Origin of the sequence: Pseudomonas sp. AN3A02 (assembly GCF_011765255.1) — a bacterium.
In the GTDB taxonomy this organism is placed as follows: Bacteria; Pseudomonadota; Gammaproteobacteria; order Pseudomonadales; family Pseudomonadaceae; genus Aquipseudomonas.
The window spans coordinates 197,725-215,587 of the sequence record NZ_JAARNI010000006.1; the positions used below are offsets into that span (position 1 = coordinate 197,725).

14 protein-coding genes are annotated in these 17,863 nt (G+C 61.3%); 11 read left to right on the plus strand and 3 right to left on the minus strand.

Going from position 1 to position 17,863, the window contains the following annotated elements; genetic code table 11:
- The first annotated feature begins 107 nt into the window (after window positions 1-107).
- The gene (metH, locus tag HBJ59_RS22340; RefSeq protein WP_167664790.1) at window positions 108-3,818 is read left to right on the plus strand and encodes a methionine synthase; all 3,711 of its coding nucleotides are present in this window, start codon (window positions 108-110) and stop codon (window positions 3,816-3,818) included.
- Window positions 3,819-3,865: 47 nt separating this feature from the next.
- Entirely contained in the window at window positions 3,866-4,084 is a 219-nt protein-coding gene (locus HBJ59_RS22345; protein ID WP_076014869.1) for a DUF2970 domain-containing protein, read from the plus strand.
- Between the two features lie 6 nt (window positions 4,085-4,090).
- Here the strand turns inward: HBJ59_RS22345 and HBJ59_RS22350 are convergent, their stop codons facing one another.
- Window positions 4,091-5,170, minus strand: coding sequence for an ABC transporter substrate-binding protein (locus HBJ59_RS22350; RefSeq protein WP_167664791.1), 1,080 nt, complete (start codon window positions 5,168-5,170; stop codon window positions 4,091-4,093).
- A gap of 450 nt (window positions 5,171-5,620) precedes the next feature.
- Here HBJ59_RS22350 and HBJ59_RS22355 point away from each other — a divergent pair, with 450 nt between their 5' ends.
- Both HBJ59_RS22355 and HBJ59_RS22360 read left to right on the plus strand, forming a co-directional pair.
- Window positions 5,621-7,279, plus strand: a complete 1,659-nt coding sequence (locus HBJ59_RS22355; protein WP_076014871.1) for a nitrite/sulfite reductase — start codon at window positions 5,621-5,623, stop codon at window positions 7,277-7,279.
- Complete coding sequence (locus HBJ59_RS22360) at window positions 7,263-7,757, plus strand: DUF934 domain-containing protein (RefSeq protein WP_003210798.1); 495 nt, start codon at window positions 7,263-7,265, stop codon at window positions 7,755-7,757. Before HBJ59_RS22355 ends, HBJ59_RS22360 begins: the two co-directional genes overlap by 17 nt.
- 45 nt (window positions 7,758-7,802) lie before the next feature.
- Here HBJ59_RS22360 and HBJ59_RS22365 read toward each other — a convergent pair whose 3' ends face one another.
- Both HBJ59_RS22365 and HBJ59_RS22370 read right to left on the minus strand, forming a co-directional pair.
- Entirely contained in the window at window positions 7,803-9,449 is a 1,647-nt protein-coding gene (locus HBJ59_RS22365; RefSeq protein WP_167664792.1) for a SulP family inorganic anion transporter, read from the minus strand.
- Window positions 9,450-9,529: 80 nt separating this feature from the next.
- Window positions 9,530-10,807 carry a serine/threonine transporter gene (locus HBJ59_RS22370; RefSeq protein WP_076014873.1) on the minus strand — a complete coding sequence of 426 codons (1,278 nt, stop codon included), beginning with the start codon at window positions 10,805-10,807 and terminating at the stop codon, window positions 9,530-9,532.
- A gap of 252 nt (window positions 10,808-11,059) precedes the next feature.
- Between HBJ59_RS22370 and HBJ59_RS22375 the strand changes: the two genes are divergently transcribed.
- The 7 genes from HBJ59_RS22375 to HBJ59_RS22405 all read left to right on the plus strand — a co-directional run bounded on the left by HBJ59_RS22375 (window position 11,060) and on the right by HBJ59_RS22405 (window position 17,858).
- Entirely contained in the window at window positions 11,060-11,443 is a 384-nt protein-coding gene (locus tag HBJ59_RS22375) for a tautomerase family protein (protein WP_076014874.1), read from the plus strand.
- A gap of 52 nt (window positions 11,444-11,495) precedes the next feature.
- Entirely contained in the window at window positions 11,496-12,092 is a 597-nt protein-coding gene (locus HBJ59_RS22380) for a TetR/AcrR family transcriptional regulator (RefSeq protein WP_167664793.1), read from the plus strand.
- A gap of 216 nt (window positions 12,093-12,308) precedes the next feature.
- Window positions 12,309-12,845 (plus strand): cysteine hydrolase family protein, encoded by a 537-nt coding sequence (locus tag HBJ59_RS22385; RefSeq protein WP_167664794.1) that lies wholly within the window; start codon window positions 12,309-12,311, stop codon window positions 12,843-12,845.
- A gap of 130 nt (window positions 12,846-12,975) precedes the next feature.
- Window positions 12,976-13,926: a 2-hydroxyacid dehydrogenase gene (locus HBJ59_RS22390; protein ID WP_076014877.1), complete on the plus strand. Its 951-nt coding sequence runs from the start codon at window positions 12,976-12,978 to the stop codon at window positions 13,924-13,926.
- A gap of 90 nt (window positions 13,927-14,016) precedes the next feature.
- The gene (locus tag HBJ59_RS22395; protein ID WP_167664795.1) at window positions 14,017-15,873 is read left to right on the plus strand and encodes a pilus assembly protein TadG-related protein; all 1,857 of its coding nucleotides are present in this window, start codon (window positions 14,017-14,019) and stop codon (window positions 15,871-15,873) included.
- 130 nt (window positions 15,874-16,003) lie between these two features.
- Complete coding sequence (locus HBJ59_RS22400) at window positions 16,004-17,071, plus strand: phosphotransferase family protein (RefSeq protein WP_076014879.1); 1,068 nt, start codon at window positions 16,004-16,006, stop codon at window positions 17,069-17,071.
- 19 nt (window positions 17,072-17,090) lie between these two features.
- Window positions 17,091-17,858, plus strand: a complete 768-nt coding sequence (locus HBJ59_RS22405) for an SDR family oxidoreductase (RefSeq protein WP_003210776.1) — start codon at window positions 17,091-17,093, stop codon at window positions 17,856-17,858.
- The last annotated feature ends 5 nt before the right edge of the window (window positions 17,859-17,863 follow it).

Genomic DNA, 17,863 nt, shown 5'->3' on the forward strand with positions numbered 1-17,863 from the left:
CACCCTCGCCAACATGAGCGATATTCATGCAAACCCTGCACATGCTCTAAAAGCGCACAGGTTTGTTATGATCTTCGCCCTCCGTAATACCTGACCAGAGTAGTCCCATGCCCGATCGTAGCGCTCGTCTGCAAGCCCTCCACCAAGCCCTCAAGGAACGCATCCTGATCCTCGACGGCGGCATGGGCACGATGATCCAGAGCTATAAGCTGGAAGAGCAGGACTACCGTGGCAAACGCTTCGCCGACTGGCCGAGCGACGTCAAGGGCAATAACGACCTGCTGGTGATCACCCGCCCGGACGTGATCGGCGGCATCGAAAAAGCCTACCTGGATGCCGGCGCCGACATCCTGGAAACCAACACCTTCAACGCCACGCGCATTTCCATGGCCGATTACGGCATGGAAGACCTGGCCTACGAGTTAAACGTAGAAGGCGCGCGCCTGGCGCGCAAGATCGCCGACGCCAAGACCCTTGAAAACCCGGCCAAGCCGCGTTTCGTCGCCGGCGTGCTGGGCCCGACCAGCCGTACCTGCTCGCTGTCGCCCGATGTGAACAACCCCGGCTACCGCAACGTGACCTTCGATGAGCTGGTGGAAAACTACACCGAAGCCACCAAAGGCCTGATCGAGGGCGGCGCCGACCTGATCCTGATCGAAACCATTTTCGACACCCTCAACGCCAAGGCCGCGATTTTCGCCGTACAGGGCGTGTTCGAGGAGTTGAACGTCGAACTGCCGATCATGATCTCCGGCACCATCACCGACGCCTCCGGCCGTACCCTGTCGGGCCAGACCACCGAAGCCTTCTGGAACTCGGTCAGCCACGCCAAGCCTTTGTCTGTGGGCCTCAACTGTGCCCTGGGTGCCAGCGAGTTGCGCCCGTACCTGGAAGAGCTGTCGAACAAGGCCAACACCCACGTTTCCGCCCACCCGAACGCCGGCCTGCCCAACGAATTCGGCGAGTACGACGAACTGCCGTCGGAAACCGCCAAGGTCATCGAAGAGTTCGCCCAGAGCGGCTTCCTGAACATCGTAGGCGGTTGCTGCGGCACCACGCCGGGCCACATTGAAGCCATCGCCAAGGCCGTGGCCGGTTACGCACCGCGCCCGATCCCGGACATTCCGAAGGCCTGCCGCCTGTCGGGCCTGGAACCGTTCACCATTGATCGCAGCTCGTTGTTCGTCAACGTCGGCGAGCGCACCAACATCACCGGTTCCGCCCGCTTCGCCCGTTTGATCCGTGAAGACAACTACACCGAAGCCCTGGAAGTCGCCCTGCAGCAGGTGGAAGCCGGCGCCCAGGTGATCGACATCAACATGGACGAAGGCATGCTGGATTCGAAGAAGGCCATGGTGACCTTCCTCAACCTGATTGCCGGCGAGCCGGACATCTCCCGCGTGCCGATCATGATCGACTCCTCCAAGTGGGAAGTGATCGAGGCCGGCCTGAAGTGCATTCAGGGCAAGGGCATCGTCAACTCCATCAGCATGAAGGAAGGCGTGGAGCAGTTCATTCACCACGCCAAGCTGTGCAAGCGTTACGGCGCGGCGGTGGTGGTAATGGCGTTCGACGAAGCCGGCCAGGCCGACACCGAAGCGCGCAAGAAAGAAATCTGCAAACGCTCATACGACATCCTGGTGAATGAAGTCGGCTTCCCGCCGGAAGACATCATCTTCGACCCGAACATCTTCGCGGTCGCCACCGGTATCGAAGAGCACAACAACTACGCCGTCGACTTTATCAACGCCTGTGCCTATATCCGCGACGAGCTGCCGTATGCGCTGACATCCGGCGGCGTGTCCAACGTGTCGTTCTCGTTCCGTGGCAATAACCCGGTGCGTGAAGCGATCCACTCGGTGTTCCTGCTGTACGCGATCCGCAACGGCTTGACCATGGGTATTGTCAACGCCGGCCAGCTGGAGATCTACGATCAGATCCCGGCCGAGCTGCGCAACGCGGTGGAAGACGTAGTACTCAACCGCACTCCGGAAGGCACCGACGCCCTCCTCGCCATTGCCGACAAGTACAAAGGCGACGGCAGCGTCAAGGAAGCCGAGACTGAAGAATGGCGTGGCTGGGAAGTCAACAAGCGCCTGGAACACGCGCTGGTCAAGGGCATCACCACCCACATCGTCGAAGACACCGAGGAATCCCGGCAGTCGTTCAAGCGCCCGATCGAAGTGATTGAAGGCCCGTTGATGTCCGGCATGAACATCGTCGGCGACCTGTTTGGCGCCGGTAAAATGTTCCTGCCCCAGGTGGTGAAATCCGCCCGGGTGATGAAGCAGGCCGTGGCTCACTTGATCCCGTTCATCGAGCTGGAAAAGGGCGACAAACCGGAAGCCAAGGGCAAGATCCTGATGGCCACGGTGAAGGGCGACGTGCACGACATCGGCAAGAACATCGTTGGCGTGGTGCTGGGTTGCAACGGCTATGACATCGTCGACCTGGGCGTGATGGTCCCGGCCGAGAAAATCCTGCAGGTGGCCAAGGAACAGAAGTGCGACATCATCGGCCTGTCCGGGCTGATCACCCCGTCCCTGGACGAGATGGTGCACGTCGCCCGCGAGATGCAGCGCCAGGATTTCCACCTGCCGCTGATGATCGGTGGCGCCACCACCTCCAAGGCCCACACGGCGGTGAAGATCGAGCCGAAATACAGCAATGACGCAGTGATCTACGTCACCGACGCCTCCCGCGCCGTGGGCGTGGCAACGCAATTGCTGTCGAAGGAATTGAAGCCGGCGTTCGTTGAAAAAACCCGCCTGGAATACATCGACGTTCGCGAGCGCACCGCCAACCGCAGCGCCCGCACCGAGCGCCTGAGCTACCCGGCCGCCATCGCCAAGAAGCCGCAGTTCGACTGGAGCAGCTACACGCCGGTCAAGCCGACGTTTACCGGTGCCCGAGTGCTGGACAATATCGACCTCAACGTCCTGGCCGAGTACATCGACTGGACGCCGTTCTTTATCTCCTGGGACCTGGCCGGCAAATTCCCGCGCATCCTCACCGATGAAGTCGTGGGTGAAGCCGCGACCTCGCTGTACGCCGACGCCCAGGAAATGCTCAAGAAGCTGATCGACGAAAAACTCATCAGCGCCCGCGCCGTGTTCGGCTTCTGGCCGACCAACCAGGTGCAGGACGATGACCTGGAAGTCTACGGCGACGATGGCCAGCCGATTGCCAAGCTGCACCATTTGCGCCAGCAGATCATCAAGACCGACGGCAAGCCGAACTTCTCCCTGGCCGACTTCGTCGCGCCTAAAGACAGCGGCGTGACCGACTACATCGGTGGCTTTATCACCACCGCTGGCATCGGCGCTGAAGAAGTGGCGAAGGCTTACCAGGACGCTGGCGACGACTACAACTCGATCATGGTTAAAGCGTTGGCCGACCGCCTCGCCGAGGCGTGCGCCGAGTGGCTGCACCAGCAAGTGCGTAAAGAACACTGGGGCTACGCCAAGGACGAAGTGCTGGATAACGAAGCACTGATCAAGGAGCAATACAGCGGCATCCGCCCTGCCCCGGGTTACCCGGCGTGCCCGGATCACACCGAGAAAGCCCAGCTGTTCCAACTGCTGGACCCTGAAGCTCGCGAAATGCACGCGGGTCGCAGCGGCGTGTTCCTGACCGAGCACTACGCGATGTTCCCGGCGGCAGCCGTCAGCGGCTGGTACTTCGCTCACCCGCAGGCGCAGTACTTCGCGGTGGGCAAGATCGACAAGGACCAGGTGGCGAGCTACACCGCCCGCAAGGACCAGGACCTGAGCGTGACCGAGCGCTGGCTGGCGCCTAACCTGGGTTACGACAACTAATCGCTGGATTGACTATGCTGTCCATACACACCTTCACTGGGGGATGTATGGACGATCCAGCCAACCACAAGCCACCGACGTTCTGGCAAATGCTCCACAGCGTGATGGCCGCCGCCTTCGGCGTGCAAAGCGGGAAAAACCGTGCCCGCGACTTCACCCACGGCAAGCCCAGCCACTTTGTAGTGCTGGGCATCCTGTTCACCGCCGTCTTTGCCTTGACCCTGTTTGGCATCGTCAAGCTGGTGTTGCACCTGGCCGGTGTTTGAACCCGGTCAATGCATCAGCAGTTGCAGGCTGAACGGGTAACGGTAATCCGCCGGCTTGCCCTGCGCTGACAGCGCGCGAAAATCCACCCCGTAATCCTCGCGCCCATGCACCTGCAATAGCTGGGCGGCGAGGGCCGGGTCGATCAATTGAAATAGCCCGAGCTTGCGCTCACGCCCGCCATGCCCGGCCATCTCCAGCCCCAAGGCATCGTCATGCACCACCACCATCGCCCAGCCGCCGACAGTAAAGTGCCCCGCCACCAGCGCACTGAGCCGGCCATCGAGCCGTGCCTGGAGGGCTTCAGGCGAGCTGTTGACCGCGCTGAACAACACGTCCTTTCCCGGCGTGCGCCCGTCTTCTTGCAGCGCATCCATCGCGCCCAGCGCCATCTCGTCATTGGCTGACCATACGAGTGCCGTCTGCGGGTAGCGCTTGAACAACTGCGTGGCCTGCTCGAAGGCGCGTTGGCGGCTCCATTCGCCATACACCATCTGGCGCAGGCGCACCTGGGGGTAATCCACCAGTGCCCGGCGCAGGCCCTCCTCACGCAGTTGCGCCGCAGGGGTGGTCTTGGCGCCGGAGAACGCCAGCAGGTCAAGTGTCTGGCCTTCGGTAACCGGGCCATGCAGGCGCAGCAGTTCCTTGAGCATCAGGTAGCCGGCTTCTTCATCGTTGGCCACCATGCTGCCGATCCAGTTGGGGTATTTGCCGGCATCCAGCAGTTGAGTCTGGTCGGCGGTCAGGGCGTTATTGACGATCAGCAGCTTGACCCCGCTGCCCTGGGACAGGCGCAGGATCTGTGGCGCGATGTACTGCTCGTTGACCAGCACCAGGTAGTCCGGACGCTCTGTGCCTTGCAACGCCTCACGGGCCTGCACCAGTGTGGCCTCGGGGTTGCGCTCGGAATAGCGCACACGCAAATCCAGGCCGAGGTCCCTGGCGGCGGCCTGCATGAATTGCGCGTAGCTGACCCAGAAGGCCTCAGTCGAATTGCCAGGGTTGAGAAACACCACCGACGTCGCCTGGGCAACAGCCCAGAACGGCATGCTCAGCACCAGCAAGCACTTGCAGAGAACCTTCAACATCGTTGTCTGAGCCCTTGGAAATGACGGCCCATGATAATGGCATCGGGCCGATCAATCTCGGCTAATTGCCGATTGTCGGGCAGCAGGGCTCGGTAACGTCCTTTTATTGATGGCTGACCCAGAACACGGCAGTGGAAACCACCAGGATAATCAAGAACAGAATGGCCCAGGCATCGACACTGCTGTCACTTTTGCGGGCTTTGGTCGGATTGCTCATAGCATCGCCTCTTGTCGGTTTTATAGGTGATTGCATAAAGACACGAGCACAGTAAAGATCATGATTGCCCGCATGACAAATGTGGGTATCGCGATAACGGTTCTCATTAGTCGATTTGGTTATTTGCATATACTCAAACATCACTTTTGCGCATAAACGCAAACTGGTATCGTGCGCCGGCTCCGTTGGGAGTGCGCGGCCGTGCGCGCAGATTTGCCGAGAACAGGACCTATATGTACGTATACGACGAATACGATCAGCGCATCATCGAGGACCGCGTCAAGCAGTTCCGTGATCAGACCCGACGCTATCTGGCAGGCGAACTGAGCGAAGAAGAGTTCCGCCCTCTGCGCCTGCAAAATGGCCTTTATGTTCAGCGCTTTGCGCCGATGCTGCGGGTTGCCGTGCCTTATGGCCAACTGACTTCCCGTCAGACGCGCATGATGGCCAAGATTGCCCGCGACTTCGACAAAGGCTACGCCCACATCAGTACCCGCCAGAACGTGCAGTTCAACTGGCCGGCCCTGGAAGACGTGCCGGACATCCTGGCTGAATTGGCCACCGTGCAGATGCACGCCATTCAGACCAGCGGTAACTGCCTGCGCAACGTCACCACCGACCAGTTCGCCGGCGTCGCCGCTGACGAGCTGATCGACCCGCGCCCATGGTGTGAAATCGTCCGTCAATGGACCACCTTCCACCCGGAATTCGCCTACCTGCCGCGCAAGTTCAAGATCGCCATCAACGGCTCGACCTCGGACCGCGCAGCCATCGAAGTGCACGATATCGGCCTGGAGCCGGTGCATAACGCGGCGGGCGAGTTGGGCTTCCGTGTTCTCGTCGGCGGTGGCCTAGGCCGTACGCCGGTGGTCGGTGCGTTCATCAACGAATTCCTGCCGTGGCAGGACCTGTTGAGCTACCTCGACGCGATCCTGCGGGTCTACAACCGCTATGGCCGTCGTGACAACAAATACAAGGCCCGGATCAAGATCCTGGTCAAAGCGCTGACCCCTGAGGTGTTTGCCCAGAAGGTCGACGCCGAGATGGAGCACCTGCGCGGCGGCCAGACCACCCTGACCGAAGCCGAAGTGCACCGCGTCGCCAAACACTTTGTCGACCCGGACTACAAGGCCCTGAGCAATCAGGACGCCGAGTTGGCCGAGCTCGACCAGCAGCACCCGGGTTTCGCCCGCTGGCGCACCCGCAACACCCTGGCTCACAAGAAGCCGGGCTATGTGGCCGTGACCCTGTCGCTGAAACCTACCGGTGTTGCACCGGGCGATATCACCGACAAGCAACTGGACGGCGTCGCCGACCTGGCCGAGCGCTACAGCTTCGGCCAACTGCGCACCTCCCACGAGCAGAACATCATCCTCGCCGACGTCGAACAGTCTCAGCTGTTCACCCTGTGGGGCGAGTTGCGCGAGCAGGGTTTTGCCACGCCGAACATCGGCTTGCTGACCGACATCATCTGCTGCCCGGGCGGCGATTTCTGCTCCCTGGCCAACGCCAAGTCGATCCCGATTGCCGAATCGATCCAGCGCCGGTTCGACGACCTGGACTACCTGTTCGACATCGGCGAGCTGGACCTGAACATCTCCGGTTGCATGAACGCCTGTGGTCACCACCACGTCGGCCACATCGGCATCCTGGGCGTGGACAAGAAAGGCGAAGAATTCTACCAAGTGTCCCTGGGTGGCAGCGCCAGCCGCGATGCGAGCCTGGGCAAGATCCTCGGCCCGTCCTTCGCCCAGGAAGTCATGCCTGACGTGATCGGCAAGCTGATCGACGTGTACGTTGAACAGCGCACCGAAGATGAGCGTTTCATCGACACCTACCAGCGCATCGGCATTGACCTGTTCAAGGAGCGCGTCTATGCAGCGAATCATTAAGAACAACGAAGTCCTCGACGAAACCTGGCACCTGCTGCCCAAGGACGCGAGCTTCGATGGCATCTCCAACTGCGACGACCTGATCGTGCCGCTGGCCCTGTGGCGCGAGCACGCTCACGCCCTCAAGGCCCGCGACGGCGGCCTGGGTGTGTGGCTCGACGCCGATGAAGAAGCCGAAGAGATCGGTGATGACGTGGAGCACTTCCAGGTCATCGCCCTGAACTTCCCTGCCTTCACCGACGGTCGCAACTACTCCAACGCCCGCCTGCTGCGTGACCGTTATGGTTACAAGGGCGAGCTGCGGGCGATTGGTGATGTGCTGCGCGACCAGTTGTTCTACCTGCGCCGTTGCGGGTTCGATGCCTTCGCCTTGCGCGCAGACAAAGACCCGTATGAAGCGCTGGAAAGCCTCAAGGATTTCTCGGTGACGTACCAGGCGGCGACGGATGAACCGTTGCCGTTGTTCCGCCGCCGTTAAGCCTCGCTTCAATAAAAAGCCCCGACTAGTCGGGGCTTTTTGCATTCAGGCGGTGGGTTGCAACGCGAGTTGCACCGCACCATCGACACTCAACCCGCTGATCAGCACCTGCGGCGCGCACGCTTCAGGCAACGTCTGCAACACCTCCTGTGCCTCATGCCGTACGCGGGCCAGCACCAGGCACTTGCCCTCCCCTTGCACCTGGACGAAAAACGCCTGCAACGCCTCGATGGTGGTGCCATCGAGGTCAGGCGATTCTTCCAGGCTGAGCACCACCGTGTGCACCGGGAACGTAGCGTGCCGCATCAGGCTCAACACCGCTCCCAGCACTCGCTCGGCATTCGCAAAGAACAGCGCTTCGCTGGGCCGCACGATCAGAACACCCGGGATCTGTTCGGCGCTCGGGTGATGCAGCAAGTCGACAAAATCATGCCCACCGTCAATGCGCCCCAGCTCACGCACATCCGCCGACGACATCTGGCGCAGCATCAACACCACGCTGATGCCGACCGCCACCAGCAGACCGTCCAGCACGCCGAGCACCAACACCGCCGCCACCGCGCAAATCACCAGCAACCGGTCGCGCCGCCAGGAGAAATAGCGGCCCAAGGGTTGCAGGCTCAAGCCCCGACCCAAGGCGTAGATAACGATGGCGGCGAGCACCGGCTCCGGCGTCAGTGCAACTAACGGCAGCACTGTAAGGACAATCAGCAACACCACCAGCGCCGCGACCGCCCCCGCCAGTCGGGAATTGGCGCCCGCTGCCTCATTGGCCGACGTCGCCGAGTAACCGGCCCCGGCGGGCATACCCTGAAACAGCCCGGACAGCAGGTTGGCAGCCCCCAGCGCCAGCAGGTCACGGTTGGATGACACGCGATCGCCATGCTTGAGGGCGAATGAGCTGATGGAGCCGTAGGACTCGGCGTAAAGAATCATCACCATGGCAAACGCCAGCTCCCCCAGGCGCAGCCAGTCGGCGAACGGCAATACCGGAAGGTGCGCAAACTCCAGGTGCAGGTCGATCACACCGATCAATGCCACGCCATGGGCCTGCAAATCCAGCCACTGGCCGGCGGCTATCCCGAGGATCACCACCAGCAATCCCCCCGGCAGGCGCCGGACCCGCGCGCACAGCCACAGCAAGAGCAATGCGACACCCGCGACTGCTGCGGCGGCCCAGTTCCAACGAGGCAGTTGCTCCAGGAGTTGGGGCAGGAAGCGAATCAGGTTGTTATCGGTCAGGTGTACGCCCACCACGCTGGCCAGTTGCTTGAGGATGATCGTCAACGCCAGCCCGAAGGCAAAGCCACGCAGCACCGGCTTGGCGATAAACGAGGTCAGCCCGCCCAGCTTGAGCAACCCGGCCAGCAGGAAAAACGCCCCGGTCACCATTACCAGGCCCATTGCCAGGCTCAACCTGAGTGTCGGGTCGTCCCCCGCCAGCGTCGCGGTGGCTGCCGCCAGCACCGCTGCCGAGGATGACGTGGCGGAGACGATCGCGAAGCGGCTGGTACCGAACAGGCCGTAGCACAGTAACCCGGCGAACAAGGCGATCACGCCTGCCTGGGGCGGCAACGCGGCGATGCTGGAATAGGCCACGGCCTCGGGCAGCAGCAAGCCGGCGATGGACAGGCCGGCCAGCAAGTCTTGTGCACGGTTCGGCGTGGAGTCGCTCTCAGGCTTGATGTTCAATCCCTAATTCCCTGGCAAAAAAAACGGCCAATCCGCAGTCTGCGAATTGGCCGTGATCATTGCACTGAAACCGGGTGCTGTCAGGACATCAGCGAGTAAATCAGCGCGGTAATCGCCACCAGGCCCACCGCCGTCACAAACACGTTGGACGCCTGGCCACGGTACTTGGCCATCGCCGGTACCTTGCGGATCGCGTACATCGGCATCAGGAACAGGATCGACGCAATGATCGGCCCGCCCAGGGTCTCGATCATGCCGAGGATGCTCGGGTTGAGAGTGGCGACTATCCAGCACACCACCAGCATGAAGGCAGCCGTCATGCGGTCCAGGGTCTTGGCAGCGGGACGACGGCCGCTTTTGAGCACCAGGCCCTTGAGGCCTTCACTGGCGCCGATGTAGTGGCCCAGGAACGACTTGGCAATCGCCACAAACGCGATCAGCGGCGCGGCGAACGCGATGGTCGGGTTACTGAAGTGGTTCGCCAGGTACGACAGGATCGACAGGTTCTGCGCCTTGGCTTCGGCCAACTGCGCCGGGGACAGGGTCAGGACGCAACTGAACACGAAGAACAGCACCATCACCACCATCAGGATGTGCGCCCGGGACAGGATCTGCGAGCTGCGTTCTTCAGCGTGTTCGCCGTACTGGCGCTTCTGGTCCACCGCAAAGGCCGAGATGATCGGCGAGTGGTTGAACGAGAACACCATCACCGGAATTGCCAGCCACAGGGTATGCAGCAGCGCCGACGGGGCCGGCACGGTGCTGGCGGTGCTGAGGATGCCGCCATTCCAGTGCGGCACCAGGTACACCGCCAGGAACAGCAAGGCAACGATAAACGGATACACCATCAGGCTCATGGCCTTGACGATCACCTGCTCGCCACAACGCACCACGGCCAGCAGGCCGAGGATCAGCACCAGCGACAGGATCGCCCGCGGTGGCGGTGCGATGTGCAGTTGATGCTCCATGAAGCTGCCGACGGTGTTGGTCAGCGCCACGCTGTAGATCAGCAGGATCGGGAAGATCGCGAAGAAGTACAGCAAGGTGATCGCGGCACCGGCCTTAAGGCCGAAGTGTTCCTCGACCACGTCGGTGATATCCGAGCCTTCACGGCCCGAGAGTACAAAGCGGGTCAGGCCACGGTGAGCGAAAAACGTCATCGGGAACGCCAGCAGCGCGAGGATCACCAACGGCCAGAAGCCGCCAAGGCCCGCGTTGATCGGCAGGAACAAGGTGCCGGCGCCGATGGCCGTACCGAACAGCCCGAGCATCCAGGTGGTGTCCTGGCGGCTCCAGCTTGTGAGGGTTGCAGGTGTCGTTGCGTAGCGTTCGTCGACGCTATTGGCCTGATCATTCATCCGTTCGGATCTCCGCATTCACTCAGTCGGGGCGAGTCAGAAAAACCTGACAGGCAGCGCCACGACCGAAACAGGGGCGCGATTGTCCGGGATTCGCTTGAATAAGCAAAGACTTAGCTGAGGAATGGTTGTGCGGAGCAGGTGATTGGAGAGGTTTGATGAGTACCGTTTTTATATTTCATTAAAAATCTATTTTATAAATTCCAGCTGTCATGTATTTTTAATGCCACGCCTCTCACTGGAATATCTGCCATGCCAATCGTGCGCATAGACCTTCGGAAAAACCCCGACGTCACCTACGCCAAACGCGTCGGCGTACTGATCTATAACGCCATGCACACGGCCATCGGCGTGCCCGAGCACGACAATTTCCAGATCCTCACCGAGCACGATGAACACCACTTCATCTATGACCCTGAGTACCTGGGTATCCAGCGCAGCGACAACCTGGTGATCATCCAGATCACCTTGAACGAAGGCCGCAGCACCGAGCAGAAAAAGCTGTTGTACAAGACCATCGCCGAGAGCCTGAACCGTGAACTCGCGGTACGCCTCGAAGACGTGTTTATCAGCCTGGTGGAGGTCAAGAGGGAAAACTGGTCGTTCGGCAACGGGATTGCGCAGTACGCCAGCTAAACGTTTTATGATGCCGCCTATTCCTGCCACAACCTGATCCAGAGAGCCCCCGATGCCACGCGTGTCCCGCAAACAAGCCGAACTCAACCGCGAAATCATCGTCGAGGCCGCCACGCGGCTGTTTCGTGAGCGGGGCATCCACGGCATCAGCGTGTCGGACGTGATGGCCGCCGCCGGGCTGACCCATGGCGGTTTCTACGGCCACTTCGAGTCCCGCGAGGCGCTGGCCACGGAAGCCTGTAACCGGGCGTTCGAACAATCGAGCCTGCGTTGGCAGGCCAGGCTCGAGCAAAACCCTGAGCCCGAGGCGGCGCGACTGGCGTTGATTGATCCGTATCTGTCGGCGGCCAATCGTGACAACCCCGGGGACAGTTGCCCGGTGGCGGCGTTTGCCGGGGAGATGTGCCATGAAGCCGTCGACAGCGCGTTGCAACGCAGCTTTATCCAGGGCTTTGAAGCGTCCATGGGAATCCTGGCCACTACCCAGGCAACCGGAACACCCGAAGGTGACCGGCAGGCCGCCATTGCCCAGTACGCGATGATGGTCGGCGCCCTCACCCTGGCCCGTGCGACCAAAGGCAATAGCCTGTCCGACGAATTCCTCACCGCTGCCAGAAATCTCCTGATCCCGGAAAAAAACCTCGGTTGATGCGTTGACATCCAAACGCCAGCGCCAGCATGATCGGCCCATGAACCTTATTCAGCAGGCCCTCACCCGCACCACCACCACGACCGCTTTTGGCGGGTCGTGTGGTAGCTGTGAGTGGCGCGCAAACTAAGCCACCCGGATTTACCCAAGGCCCCGCCAGCAATGGACGGGGCCTTTTTATTGCTCCGCCATCTGGCAACCACAAGGAGCAGTACCATGCCTGACAACAAGCGCCCCGCCCTGCTGGTCATCGACATGCAGACCGGTCTGTACGATGGTCCGCAAAAACCCTACGAACGCCAGCGCGTACTCGACAACATCAACCAGTTGATTCAACGAGCGCGACACGCTGGCGTGCCGGTTTTTGCAGCGCGCCACACCGGCCCGGCGGGTTCGCCCATCGAGGCGGGCAGCCCGTTATGGCAGCTCTGGCCAGCGCTGGAGGTTGATGAGGCTCGCGACACGGTTTTCAATAAAACCCGGCCCAGCTGTTTTCTCGGCACCGAGCTGGCGCAGCAACTGGCGGCGGCACAGGTGAATGAACTGGTGATCGTCGGGATGAAAACCCAGTACTGCATCGACACAACGTGCCGAGTGGCCGTCGAGCTGGGGTTCTCGGTAGTGCTGCCGGAAGATGGCCATACCTGCATGGACACTCCGGCGTTATCGGCCGAGGCAATTATCGAGCATCACAATGGAACCTTGGCTGGGGCGTTTGTGAAGCGTGTGAAGGCGGCAGATATCTGCTTTTAACCTCCCCCTGAAACGCCCGCCGGAGTATCAATGCCCGGCGGGCGTCCGATTTTTCTTCGCCTGTCGCGGGATTCATTCCGACAAAATGTCGCATACTCAACCCCTCAAACCCTTCAGGAAGAGCCCTCGCATGCCCGTCACCGTTCTGGTCCTGGTTGAAACCATCAACGACTACCTGCCGATCATCGAAGGCAATGGCTTTCACGTGATCCTCGCGCCGACCCCGGCCGAACGCGCCAAGGCAATCAAGACCCACGGCGGGCAGATCCAGGCGGTGCTGACCCGTGGCCCGCTGGGTTTGTACGCCGAGGAAATCGCCGCGCTGCCGCTGCTGGAGATCATCTGCGTGGTCGGCGCCGGCTATGAACACGTTGACCTGCAAGCCGCCAGCAACCGTGGGATCGTGGTCACCAATGGCGCGGGCGTGAATGCACCGTCGGTAGCCGACCACGCCATGGCTCTGCTGCTGTCGCTGGTGCGTGACATTCCCCGGGCAGACGCTGCGGTACGGCGCAGCGAATGGCCCAAGGTGATGCGCCCTTCCCTCGCCGGCAAGCAGTTGGGCATTCTTGGACTGGGCGCCGTAGGCCTGGAGATCGCCAAGCGTGCAGCGCTGGGGTTTGGCATGGAAGTGAGTTACCACAACCGTCAGCCCCGCGAGGACGTCGACTACACCTACTGCGCCACCGCCGTGGAACTGGCGCGGGCTTCGGACTTCCTGATCCTGGCCACGCCGGGCGGCGCCAGCACCCGGCATTTGATCGACCGCCAGGCCCTCGACGCCCTTGGCCCCAATGGTTTTCTGGTGAACATCGGCCGCGGCAGCGTGATAGTCACTGCCGACCTGATCACCGCCCTGGAGCAACGGCGCATCGGCGGCGCAGCGCTGGATGTGTTCGACGATGAACCCAAAGTGCCGGATGCCTTGAAGCTCCTCAGCAACACCGTGCTCACGCCCCACGTCGCCGGCCTGTCGCCGGAAGCTGCCCATGACACCGTGCAGCGCGTGGCAGACAACTTGCTGGAATACTTCGCCGGCCGGCCCGTACTGACGCCCGTGACACTGCCACCGAAGAAATAATGGCTAATAGCCAGCAATCATCCAAATCCTGACTACACTGCTTGCGGGGACGCTCAGGACGCCGGTGCAGGACCGGCGAAGGAACGCAGGATGGTTTGCCATGGATTCGGCCCGGCCCGCCAACGCGGTGCGATAGGTCTGATGGGCGCGATGACCCTCGCGATTGCGCTGTTGTTTCTGCTGCTGGTGGTCGACAGCGGCCGGCTGTACCTGGAAAAGCGCAAGCTGCAACGGATTGCCGACACCGCTGCGCTGGAGGTGGTGACCCGCGGCGGCGCCTGCGTCTCCCCGAATACCAACGCCGCGCAATTCGCGATCCAAAGCGCGACCCGCAATAACTTCCCAATCAACGAAAACCGTACCCTGGCCACCGCCTGCGGCACGTTGGTCACCGGCGCTGACTTCATGCGCACCTTCAGTCCCAATCCCTCAAAAGCCGATGCGATTCAGGTCATCGCCACCCATCGCGTGGTCACCAGCATCGCCAACGGTCTCTTCATGCTGTTCACCCCCGGCCCTTTCGAGTCGACCATCCAGTTGCAGGCAGTGGCCGTGGCCGTAGTACCCGCGCCGCCGGTCGCCGTGCTGACCATTCGCAGCACGCTGTTGACCGTCGACAGCACCAAGTCCGCAGCACTCAACGCGCTGATCGGCGGGCTGCTGGGGGGCAAGTTGCAAATCAACGCGGTGGGCTGGGAGGGGTTGATCAACACCGATATCAGCCTGCTCAGCTACCTGGACGCGTTGGCCATTCAACTGAAGGTCAGCGCCGGCAACTACGACGAACTGCTCAAGACCAACGCCAGCGTCGGCGATTTGATCCAGGCCGCAATTGATGTTCTCAAACTGGGGGGCGATGCGGTCAAGGTGGTGATCAATAACCTGGAAGCGATCAAGCTGATTGCTCCCGGCACGAAGATCCTGCACCTGGGCGACCTGCTGACCATCCAGAACGGCACCGACAAGAGCGCCCTGGACGTCAACCTGCAACTGTTCAACCTGATCCAGGGGTTTGTGCAACTGTCGAACAAGTACAACGCCGTGGCGGTGGAGCTGCCGGTGGATGTGCTGGGATTGCTGAATATCACGGTCAAGACAAAGGTGATTGAACCGGCGCAGATATCCGCCATCGGCAACCCGAAGCTGATCGCCACCCAGCCGATTTATGTCAGGACCGCGCAAGTCAGAACCTTGATCTCCGTGAACTTGCCCGTGGTTGGCGTGCTGAACGATGTGGTAAGTGGAGTGACAGGCCTGCTGGGGCTGTTGTTGGGCAGCTCCCTGGATCCGAAAATCGGCACCCAACTCGACGTGGCCCTGGAGGCGGCCAGCGGCAGTAGCGAGGTGACCGGTCATCGCTGCAACGGGCCTGCGGACAAATCGTTGTCGGTGGTGGGCACCACATCTGCCGTGCGGTTGATGGTCGGCCAGATCGACCCGAAAAACCTGTTTTCTTCCACCGCCCCGCTGAGTGTCGACGAGTTTCCATTGCTCGACCTGGGCATACGAACCTGCAGCAAGGGCGTCTGCGATCCTCGGCAACCCTATGGCGTAGGCGGCATCAGCCTGAGAGTCGACAGCAGCGTGGCCAAGACCACTCGCAATCACACCTACGCGTCGCCGCCCGAGGTGAAGCAGCCCCCCGCCTACTTCAGTTTCAGTTCGAGTAACGTGGTAGGCAGCTTGAGCAACACCCTCAGTGGCATCCAGTTGATCAACCATCCACCTACACAAGGCGGGCTCTTGGGATTGGTGCTGAATCTGGTGGTCGGCCTGGTGACGGGCGTGCTCAATCTCCTCACCGGCATCATCTCCGGGGTGCTCAGCCCGCTCCTCGACCCATTGGTCAACAACCTTCTTGCCGGTTTGGGCGTCGACCTGGCGAAAGTCGAAATAGGTGCCAACCTGTCCTGCAGCCCCGGCGGGCGCGCAATTCTGGTGATCTGAACACATCAAGCCCGCTGATCATCGGCCAACACGCTAACCTATTAAGCCGCCCCAACCTTGTAGCTGGGCGGCCGCGCGCATTAGATTAGCCAATAGTCCAAGGCCTTAAGAATAAGCAGAAGGGATAAGCATGGCGCTTAATGACCAATCGACCCAGATTCGCCCCGGCGAAGAACTTGATGCCAGCCTCATCGATCCCTACCTCAAGGCCCATATCCCGGGCTTGAGTGGCAGCGTCAACATCAGCCAGTTCCCGGGTGGCGCCTCGAACCTGACGTACCTGCTGGAATACCCCGGCCAGGAATTCGTGCTGCGTCGCCCGCCCTTTGGCCACAAGGCCAAGTCCGCCCACGACATGGGCCGCGAATACCGGATTCTCAACCAACTCAAGGACGGTTTCCCGTATTGTCCCAAAGCCTATGTGCACTGCACCGACGAGTCGGTGATCGGCGCCGAGTTCTACGTGATGGAGCGGGTCAACGGGATCATCCTGCGCTCTGACCTGCCGCCGGAGCTGGGCCTGGACGCGGCGAAAACCGAAGCCTTGTGCAAAAGCTTTATCGACAAGTTCGTCGAGCTGCACCAGGTCGACTACACCGCCTGCGGCCTGGCCGACCTGGGCAAGCCTGAAGGTTATGTGGAGCGGCAGATTCGCGGCTGGAGCGACCGTTACGAAAAGGCCCTGACCCCTGACGCGCCGAGCTGGGAAGCCGTGCGTGCCTGGCTCAACGACAAGATGCCCGCCGACCACCCCACCTCGAGCATCGTCCACAACGACTACCGCTTCGACAACGTGATCCTCGACCCGCATAACCCGATGCAGATCATCGGCGTGCTGGACTGGGAGCTGACCACCCTCGGCGACCCGCTGATGGACCTGGGCAACACCCTCGCCTACTGGATCGAAGCGGCCGACCCGGCGCCGGTGCAACTGATGCGCCGCCAGCCAAGCAACGCTCCCGGCATGCTCACCCGCCGCCAGTTCGTCGACTACTACGCCGAACGCTCCGGGATCCAGATCGACAATTTCGACTTCTACTACACCTACGGCCTGTTCCGCCTGGCCGGCATCGTGCAGCAGATCTACTACCGCTTCTTCCATGGCCAGACCCAGGACAAACGCTTTGCGCAGTTCATTCATATGAACAAGCTGCTGGAGCAGATGAGCCTGAACGTCATCAAACAGTCTTCCCTCTGACCCTCTTCAAGGAAAAACCATGTCCAAGACTCAACTGTTCGACCTCGACGGCAAGATCGCTTTCGTTTCCGGCGCCAGCCGCGGTATCGGTGAAGCCATCGCCAAGTTGCTGGCCCAGCAAGGCGCCCACGTGATCGTGTCGAGCCGCAAGATCGACGGCTGCCAGCACGTGGCCGACGCGATTATCGCCGACGGCGGCAAGGCCACCGCCATCGCCTGCCATATCGGCGAAATGGAACAGATCACCAACGTGTTTGCCGCGATCCGCGAACAGTTCGGCCGCCTGGATATCCTGGTCAACAACGCCGCCACCAACCCGCAGTTCTGCAACGTGCTGGACACCGACCTGGGCGCGTTCCAGAAAACCGTCGACGTGAACATTCGCGGCTACTTCTTCATGTCCGTGGAAGCCGGCAAGCTGATGCGCGAAAACGGCGGTGGCAGCATCATCAACGTGGCCTCGATCAACGGGATTTCCCCGGGTGTGTTCCAGGGCATCTACTCGGTGACCAAGGCCGCCGTGATCAACATGACCAAAGTCTTCGCCAAGGAATGCGCGCCGTTCGGCATTCGTTGCAACGCACTGCTGCCGGGCCTGACCGACACCAAGTTCGCCTCGGCGCTGGTGAAGAACGACTCGATCCTGAAAATGGCCCTGGCGCAGATTCCCCTCAAGCGTGTGGCCGACCCGAGCGAAATGGCCGGCGCGGTGCTGTACCTGGCCAGCGATGCGTCGAGCTACACCACCGGCGTTTCGCTGAATGTGGACGGCGGTTTCCTGTCCTGATTCGG

Bases quoted from the DNA above. Each gene is read 5' to 3' on its own strand.
- metH (WP_167664790.1), top strand. From the start codon at position 108: ATGCCCGATCGTAGCGCTCGTCTGCAAGCCCTCCACCAAGCCCTCAAG.
- HBJ59_RS22345 (WP_076014869.1), top strand. From the start codon at position 3,866: ATGGACGATCCAGCCAACCACAAGCCACCGACGTTCTGGCAAATGCTC.
- HBJ59_RS22350 (WP_167664791.1), bottom strand. From the start codon at position 5,170: ATGTTGAAGGTTCTCTGCAAGTGCTTGCTGGTGCTGAGCATGCCGTTC.
- HBJ59_RS22355 (WP_076014871.1), top strand. From the start codon at position 5,621: ATGTACGTATACGACGAATACGATCAGCGCATCATCGAGGACCGCGTC.
- HBJ59_RS22360 (WP_003210798.1), top strand. From the start codon at position 7,263: ATGCAGCGAATCATTAAGAACAACGAAGTCCTCGACGAAACCTGGCAC.
- HBJ59_RS22370 (WP_076014873.1), bottom strand. From the start codon at position 10,807: ATGAATGATCAGGCCAATAGCGTCGACGAACGCTACGCAACGACACCT.
- HBJ59_RS22375 (WP_076014874.1), top strand. From the start codon at position 11,060: ATGCCAATCGTGCGCATAGACCTTCGGAAAAACCCCGACGTCACCTAC.
- HBJ59_RS22380 (WP_167664793.1), top strand. From the start codon at position 11,496: ATGCCACGCGTGTCCCGCAAACAAGCCGAACTCAACCGCGAAATCATC.
- HBJ59_RS22385 (WP_167664794.1), top strand. From the start codon at position 12,309: ATGCCTGACAACAAGCGCCCCGCCCTGCTGGTCATCGACATGCAGACC.
- HBJ59_RS22390 (WP_076014877.1), top strand. From the start codon at position 12,976: ATGCCCGTCACCGTTCTGGTCCTGGTTGAAACCATCAACGACTACCTG.
- HBJ59_RS22395 (WP_167664795.1), top strand. From the start codon at position 14,017: ATGGTTTGCCATGGATTCGGCCCGGCCCGCCAACGCGGTGCGATAGGT.
- HBJ59_RS22400 (WP_076014879.1), top strand. From the start codon at position 16,004: ATGGCGCTTAATGACCAATCGACCCAGATTCGCCCCGGCGAAGAACTT.
- HBJ59_RS22405 (WP_003210776.1), top strand. From the start codon at position 17,091: ATGTCCAAGACTCAACTGTTCGACCTCGACGGCAAGATCGCTTTCGTT.